Origin of the sequence: Paraburkholderia panacisoli (assembly GCF_008369935.1) — a bacterium.
GTDB lineage: Bacteria > Pseudomonadota > Gammaproteobacteria > Burkholderiales > Burkholderiaceae > Paraburkholderia > Paraburkholderia panacisoli.
In genome coordinates this window covers 1-5,999 of the sequence record NZ_VTUZ01000108.1, presented here as the reverse complement: position 1 = coordinate 5,999, position 5,999 = coordinate 1, and the positions used below count along the sequence as shown (strand labels likewise).

Genomic DNA, 5,999 nt, shown 5'->3' with positions numbered 1-5,999 from the left:
GATCGCGGGCACTACATCTGTTACCTGAACCGGCAGCATTTGCCGACGCGCATTCGCGTGTTCATCGACTTCATGACCGAGCAGATCCGTGCACTTGAACTGAATTGCCTGACCGGATTTAACTCCGATGCAATCAGGGCTTCGACAGAGGGGATGGCGGCATGAATCTGGTTTCATGGCTGTGCGCGACCGGCGCAATTGTTCTCTGGGCGTCGTTCGCGACGCTGGTTTCTCACGCGCCGCATGTGCCTCCGTTATTGCTGATGGGCGTGGCGCTGTCGTTGGGGAGTATGACGTGCCTCATTCGCGCTCGCGAATGGCGCGTGCCCTTGCGGACGATGGCGTTCGGCACCGTTTGCCTTTTTGTATATCACATCAGCCTGGTGATGGCATTCCGGCTGGCCCCCATCGCCGAGGCGAACCTGATCAACTACCTGTGGCCCCTGCTGCTGGTGCTGCTCGGCACCTCGCCTCGGCACGGCGCTGATTGCGCCGCAAAGATTGCCGGCGCGGTGCTCGGCTTCGGCGGCTGCGTTGTCGCGATCGGTTCCACGTCGGGCAACGTTGTGTTCAGTATGGCGCATTGCGTCGGCTATGCGATGGCGTTGCTAGCGGCCATCGTCTGGGCCGTGTATTCGCGTGGCGCCCGATGGCTGCCACCGTTTTCGTCGTGGGCGGTCGGTGGGTTTTGCCTCGGCGCCGGCCTGCTGGCGATCGCCAGCCATCTGCTGTTTGAGCCCCGGTTCACGCCAACCGGCAACGACTGGCTGTGGATGACCGTTATTGGTCTTGGCCCACTCGGTATTTCATTCATGCTGTGGGATCGCGCGATGCGGCAGGGCAACCCGTCCCAGATCGGCATCCTGGCATATAGCACGCCGGTGCTGTCGATGTTGGGGCTGGCGCTCGCGGGAAAGGTCACTGACTGCGACTGGTCGACGATCTTCTTCGCCTGCGCATTGATAGTGGCGGGGGTAGCGGTTGCCTCGCTGAGGCCTGTCGTGCTGCGCCCGGGTCCATTCGTGCAGAAGTGGAAACGCTGAACGCCGCTACGTACCGATCCCCGGGTGGGCCACTGCCAAATGTGGCTTCGATCGGCACAAGATTGACCTGCGCAGAGCGTCATTCCTGGTCACTCTCGAAAAACATTCATTGATGCGGGGATACGAAAGGGCACCGCACCGTCTTGCGGTGCCCGAGGGTTTTAGCGACCGGCGCTCTGGCCGCCGTCGACGTGCAGGATTTCTCCCGTGATGAACGGTGCGGCATCGAGGAACACAATCGCGTCGGCGATGTCGCTCATCTCGCCCATGCGTCCGAGCGGATGGAAGGCGCCCAGCGCTTCATGAGTTTCCGGCGCGTGCATCGGCGTCTTGATGATCCCCGGCGCGACGGCATTCACGCGAATCCCTTTCCTCGCGTACTCGATCGCCAGCGACTTGGTGGCGGCGTTCAGACCACCCTTCGTCAGGGCTGCCAGTACTGAATATCCGCCACTGATCGCATTATCGGCGGTGCTGGAGGTTACGCTAACCACGTGGCCGCTCGAATGCTTTTCCATTTCGGCGATGGCGAGTTGTGTCATGTGATAGAAACCCGCCATATTCACATTCATCACCGCGGCGTAGTCTTCCGCGGTGTGTTCGGTGAATGGTTTGCCGATGTAAAGGCCGGCGTTGTTCACCAGCGTATCGATCCGGCCAAATCGCGCGACGCCTTCGGAAATAACACGCTGAGCGGTTGTGCGATCACCGATGTCCCCCGCTACCGTCAGGATGTTTGGATCTTCCGACGGCTTGATCGAACGCGAAGTCGCAACAATGCGATAGTCGAGCTTGCGAAACGCCTTGACGACTTCGGCACCGATGCCTTGCGATGCGCCGGTAACGACGACAACCTTGTGTGACGTGCTCATGCTTTACCCAGAAAGTTTTTATTCGGTTTCGACGCCGATCGGGCCAACGGCTCCGACAAAGACAAATGCGGACACGTTGACTCAGGTTTCGCTTAAACCTGCAATCAACCCTTCTTGGCCTGCGCCAGCCACTGGTCGAGACTGACGCGGCCGATCCGCGCGTCGCCGAGCGGCACGAGCGATTGTTCCTCGACACGGCCGCCGTAGTACCGCGCATCGCGATCCGTCACCACCGGGCGCGCGTCACCTACCGATTTCAGAAAACGCGTGATGATCTCCGCAAAGGGCGCACGGTCCGGCCCGGCGATCTCGACCGTGCCGTTCAGCGGCGCGGCGAGCGCGATCTGCGCGAGGCTCGCCGCGACGTCGTCCGCGGCGATCGGTTGAAACAGTCCTTCGCCGATGCGCACCGTGCCGTCGACCGTGCTGAAATCCGCAATACCGCCGATGAACTCCATGAACTGCGTCGCGCGCACGATCGTGTAGGGCACGCCGGCTGCTTCGATCACCTCTTCCTGCGCGACCTTGGCAGTGAAATACGCGTTCTCCGGCGAGCGGTCGCAGCCGACGATCGATAGCGCGACGTGATGGCGCACCCCCGCGGCCACTTCGGCCTTGCCGAGGTTGCGCGCCGAGGTGCGGAAGAAGTCGAGTACCGCCTGCGGCTCCCATGACGGCGCGTTCGTCACATCCATTACGACATCGGCGCCCTTCAGCGCATTGCTCAGGCCCTCGCCCGTCACAGCGTTCACACCAGTACGCGGCGACGCAGCGAGCGCCTCATGACCCGCCTCGCTGAGCAGCGTGACCACACGCGATCCGATCAGGCCGGACCCACCGATTACGACGATTTTCATGACAGATTCTCCAGATGAGAGTAAATGAACGCGCTGGGCGGGTGTTGTTCGCCGCTTCGCAAGACCGTCATGTGTTCAGACCTCAAACAATTGCAGTCCGCCTACGCATGATGCGACAAGGACGTTTTTCTAAAGGGAGGTCGCACGGATCGCACTTCCGCCCTATTCAGTCTGACGTGCGGTGGTACTTTGCGATGTACTTCGCCTGGGCGATGACTTTTCCATGCATCTGATAGGCAACGACCGCAGGACTTGCCGCTGGTGCCACATCGATTTGGGCCACATCGAGGGCGGACGCCGTCACGATATACCGGTGCGATTCCCCTTGAGGCGGGCACGGTCCACCGTATCTGGATTCGCCAAAATCCGTCAATGTCTCGATCGCGCCTGCCGGTAAAAGCTTTGGATTGCCAGATGCTCCCTTTTCGAGGGACGACTCTGAAGGGGGAATATTTGCGACCTCCCAATGGGTCCAACCGAGACCGCCGGTCGGCGCATCGGGATCGAAAATCGTTAGGACGATGCTCTTGGTTCCGCGTGGGGCGTGAGTCCATGAAATGTGCGGCGAAACATTGTTGCCGTGGCAGCCAAAGCCCCCATACACCTGCTCATTCGAGAAGTGTCCGTGGTTCAGGCCATCGACTTTGATTGTGAACGGCTCCGCTCCAGCTGTCGTCGGGGTAATCGCTAGCGCCATGGCATAGCAGAGCGTCGCCTGCAAAAGGACCTTTGATTTCATCGTGTACTCCGTTAGACGATGGGAGACGTGCACAACGATATCAACGGTATCTTTTAACAATTCGACCCGGAAGGCGTATTCGTGAACCACGGTGTTGCCTTCGCAGCAACATCATCGAAACGCCATTCTTTTTATCGATGTTGAAGTATCCCGGCCATCAGTCGCCACTCGGCGAAGACGAAACTACCTCGGCCAAGCCGCGATGCTTCCCCGCACCGTCGATGTCTGAACGCCTTCGCAATGTCCGGCTGATTTTTACCTCACGACAACAGCGCGTTGTCAGCCTCACTTCGGGCCCGTAACGGGGAACTCCGATTTTCATCTGCTTGTTTGGATTGGCGCCAAAATGGAAACACCGCGAGTCCATTGACGGCCCTACCTTCACCACCCGCGCTCACCTACTATTCGCTCAGGGGTACGTCGTAGGTTCATCACCGTTGTTATGGTCGTGCCGGCCCCATCGGCATCAGCATCGTGGCACCACTCACTGCGCCGGGGCACGACGTCGTTACCACCTCGCCGTCATGAAAGAATGATGCCGTCCTGAACATCTTCCAGACGCGGCAACCCGGCCTGCGACAAATGGACGACGGACAGTCGGAACGCGAGTCACCGATCTCAGGAATACATCATGGACAACAACAAACTGCAATCACCCCCGCTTTCCCTCCTCGACAGGTATCGCGGCCGGGATTTCGATCCACTGTACACGACAACCGTCACCGTTTCCGGCGGCGAGACGGGGCACGGCCGTGCATCCGGCGTAGCCCGTTCTGATGACCGGAATCTTGTTCTGGATCTGCGGTTGCCTGGTGAGCTCGGCGGTCCCGGTACCGGGACCAATCCCGAACAGTTGTTCGCCGCAGGCTTTGCAGCGTGCTTTCACGGGGCGCTGAACCTGCTCGGAAATCGCGCAGCGGTGGCGGTCGACGATACTGTCGCGGCGGTGCAGGTTTCGTTCGGTCGTGATCCTATCGATGGAGGCTATGCATTGGTCATCGATGTCCGAGTCCGGATGCCGGGCGTTGAACGATCCGTGGCGGAAGAGCTGGTTCGAAATGCCGAGCGTTTTTGCCCGTACGCAAAAATGGCCAGACAAGGAACCATCAATATCGTGACCGTTATTGACTGACGCAAGATGCGCCTTCCTCTGGCGAAAGCGTGCGCAGCGCGATGGTCACGGACAGATTCTTTGCGACCAGCCTCGTTACTCCGAGTGTGTCGCGTGCGCCGACAGCCGGTTGGATCGCATCAACCAGCCGATCGATATCGATGTCCAATTCATTTCGGGGTCGCAAGATGGTGTCCCATGAGCTGCTTTCCCATTATGGAGCGTTGATCGTATTCTTCAGCGTACTTGCCTCGTCCCTCGGTCTGCCGTTTCCTTCTATCGCAACGCTAATGACAATTGGCGCGAGCATCGTCATTGCAAGAGATGACCTCGCGCGTACCCTGTTTCACTTCGTCATCCTGCTCGGTGCTGCCGTTTCCGGCGGTGTTCTCGGCGACCTTCTCTGGTTTCACGGCGGCAAGCGCTACGGCAGACGCGCCATCCAACTGGTGTGCAAACTTCCGTTCGCGAGGCAATCGTGCGTCACAAGGTTCGAGCACCTCTTTTCTCGACGTAGCGCCCTTGCGTTGGTCATGCTTCGCTTCGTGCCCGGGCTATCGCTGATCGCAGTTCCTCTTTGTGGCGCCATGGCAATCAAAGCCCGTACTTTCCTTTTGTATGACTGCGCCAGCGTATGCGTCTGGGCATCCGCGGGTCTCCTCGCGGGTGCGTTCGCCCGTCGAATCGACGCATTGTTCGCCCTTCCCCACCAATCAGGATGGCAAGTGTGGTTATTGGGCATCGTCCCAATCGTCCTCCTTTCCTATGCGTGGCTTGTTCGTAGGGCTCGTAGACGAACCTCAGTGAAAAATGACTCATCGGTCGCTCCCCCTTTTCCACCGACTTCGTAGGCTACTGCTGACCAACGCGAGATCAAATCGGCACATCCACTGCATACCTTCCTTCATTCCTCGAGCCCTGAGGCTGATGGCTCTGTCGTCACGGCGAGCGCCGCATTGCAGCGCTCGCAAACAGCTTGGCCCCCTGCTCTCGAATGCGAAGGAATACTGCCGGCAGATCATATACAAGTATGAAGCCCCCGCTCGTTCGTAGGTACAGAGTCAGCCGTTCGTTGAATGTTTTTTCCCGTCCCCTCAGCACAGATTTGTAGTCGTGCGAAAGCTCGTTGTTCTATCCGGAGCGCGCAGTGAATACCTTGGATGGCCAGATCTACATTGGTAGCAACGACGCCTGCGTGAAGTACATGGACGACGGCGGCAGGGATACCTCGTTGCACGGTACCTGGGTCGCACAGGATTTCGTCTTGAGGGAACAAAATGAATCAATCGGACACATCGGAACGCTGCTTTCGCCTTGGCTTGCCGAATCGCGCTGACGCGCTGTCCACAAGCATCGCCGCGAGCTATGCGGGCATCA

General features: G+C 59.2%; 6 protein-coding genes and 1 pseudogene. 4 read left to right on the top strand and 3 right to left on the bottom strand.

Annotation, left to right across the window (positions count from 1 at the left end; all coding sequences use genetic code 11):
* A pseudogene (locus FVF58_RS54065) lies at positions 1–165 on the top strand (LysR family transcriptional regulator); the annotation flags it as partial.
* Positions 162–1,043 (top strand): DMT family transporter, encoded by an 882-nt coding sequence (locus FVF58_RS50590; protein WP_149676926.1) that lies wholly within the window; start codon positions 162–164, stop codon positions 1,041–1,043. The pseudogene FVF58_RS54065 and the gene FVF58_RS50590, both read left to right, overlap by 4 nt.
* Before the next feature lie 161 nt (positions 1,044–1,204).
* On the opposite strand, the gene FVF58_RS50585 is transcribed toward FVF58_RS50590, so the two are convergent.
* From FVF58_RS50585 to FVF58_RS50575, 3 genes are all read right to left on the bottom strand, one after another.
* Positions 1,205–1,915 (bottom strand): SDR family NAD(P)-dependent oxidoreductase, encoded by a 711-nt coding sequence (locus tag FVF58_RS50585; RefSeq protein ID WP_149676925.1) that lies wholly within the window; start codon positions 1,913–1,915, stop codon positions 1,205–1,207.
* A gap of 104 nt (positions 1,916–2,019) precedes the next feature.
* Positions 2,020–2,772, bottom strand: coding sequence for an SDR family oxidoreductase (locus FVF58_RS50580; protein ID WP_149676924.1), 753 nt, complete (start codon positions 2,770–2,772; stop codon positions 2,020–2,022).
* A 166-nt stretch (positions 2,773–2,938) separates the two neighbouring features.
* On the bottom strand, positions 2,939–3,511 hold the full coding sequence (locus FVF58_RS50575; protein ID WP_149676923.1) for a YbhB/YbcL family Raf kinase inhibitor-like protein: 573 nt from the start codon (positions 3,509–3,511) through the stop codon (positions 2,939–2,941).
* A gap of 631 nt (positions 3,512–4,142) precedes the next feature.
* On the opposite strand from FVF58_RS50575, the gene FVF58_RS50570 reads away from it, so the two are divergent.
* Both FVF58_RS50570 and FVF58_RS50565 read left to right on the top strand, forming a co-directional pair.
* Positions 4,143–4,643: an Ohr family peroxiredoxin gene (locus FVF58_RS50570; RefSeq protein ID WP_149676922.1), complete on the top strand. Its 501-nt coding sequence runs from the start codon at positions 4,143–4,145 to the stop codon at positions 4,641–4,643.
* Positions 4,644–4,783: 140 nt separating this feature from the next.
* Positions 4,784–5,473 carry a DedA family protein gene (locus FVF58_RS50565; protein ID WP_246217612.1) on the top strand — a complete coding sequence of 230 codons (690 nt, stop codon included), beginning with the start codon at positions 4,784–4,786 and terminating at the stop codon, positions 5,471–5,473.
* Positions 5,474–5,999 lie beyond the last annotated feature (526 nt).

Bases quoted from the DNA above. Each gene is read 5' to 3' on its own strand.
- FVF58_RS50590 (WP_149676926.1), top strand. From the start codon at position 162: ATGAATCTGGTTTCATGGCTGTGCGCGACCGGCGCAATTGTTCTCTGG.
- FVF58_RS50585 (WP_149676925.1), bottom strand. From the start codon at position 1,915: ATGAGCACGTCACACAAGGTTGTCGTCGTTACCGGCGCATCGCAAGGC.
- FVF58_RS50580 (WP_149676924.1), bottom strand. From the start codon at position 2,772: ATGAAAATCGTCGTAATCGGTGGGTCCGGCCTGATCGGATCGCGTGTG.
- FVF58_RS50575 (WP_149676923.1), bottom strand. From the start codon at position 3,511: ATGAAATCAAAGGTCCTTTTGCAGGCGACGCTCTGCTATGCCATGGCG.
- FVF58_RS50570 (WP_149676922.1), top strand. From the start codon at position 4,143: ATGGACAACAACAAACTGCAATCACCCCCGCTTTCCCTCCTCGACAGG.
- FVF58_RS50565 (WP_246217612.1), top strand. From the start codon at position 4,784: ATGTCCAATTCATTTCGGGGTCGCAAGATGGTGTCCCATGAGCTGCTT.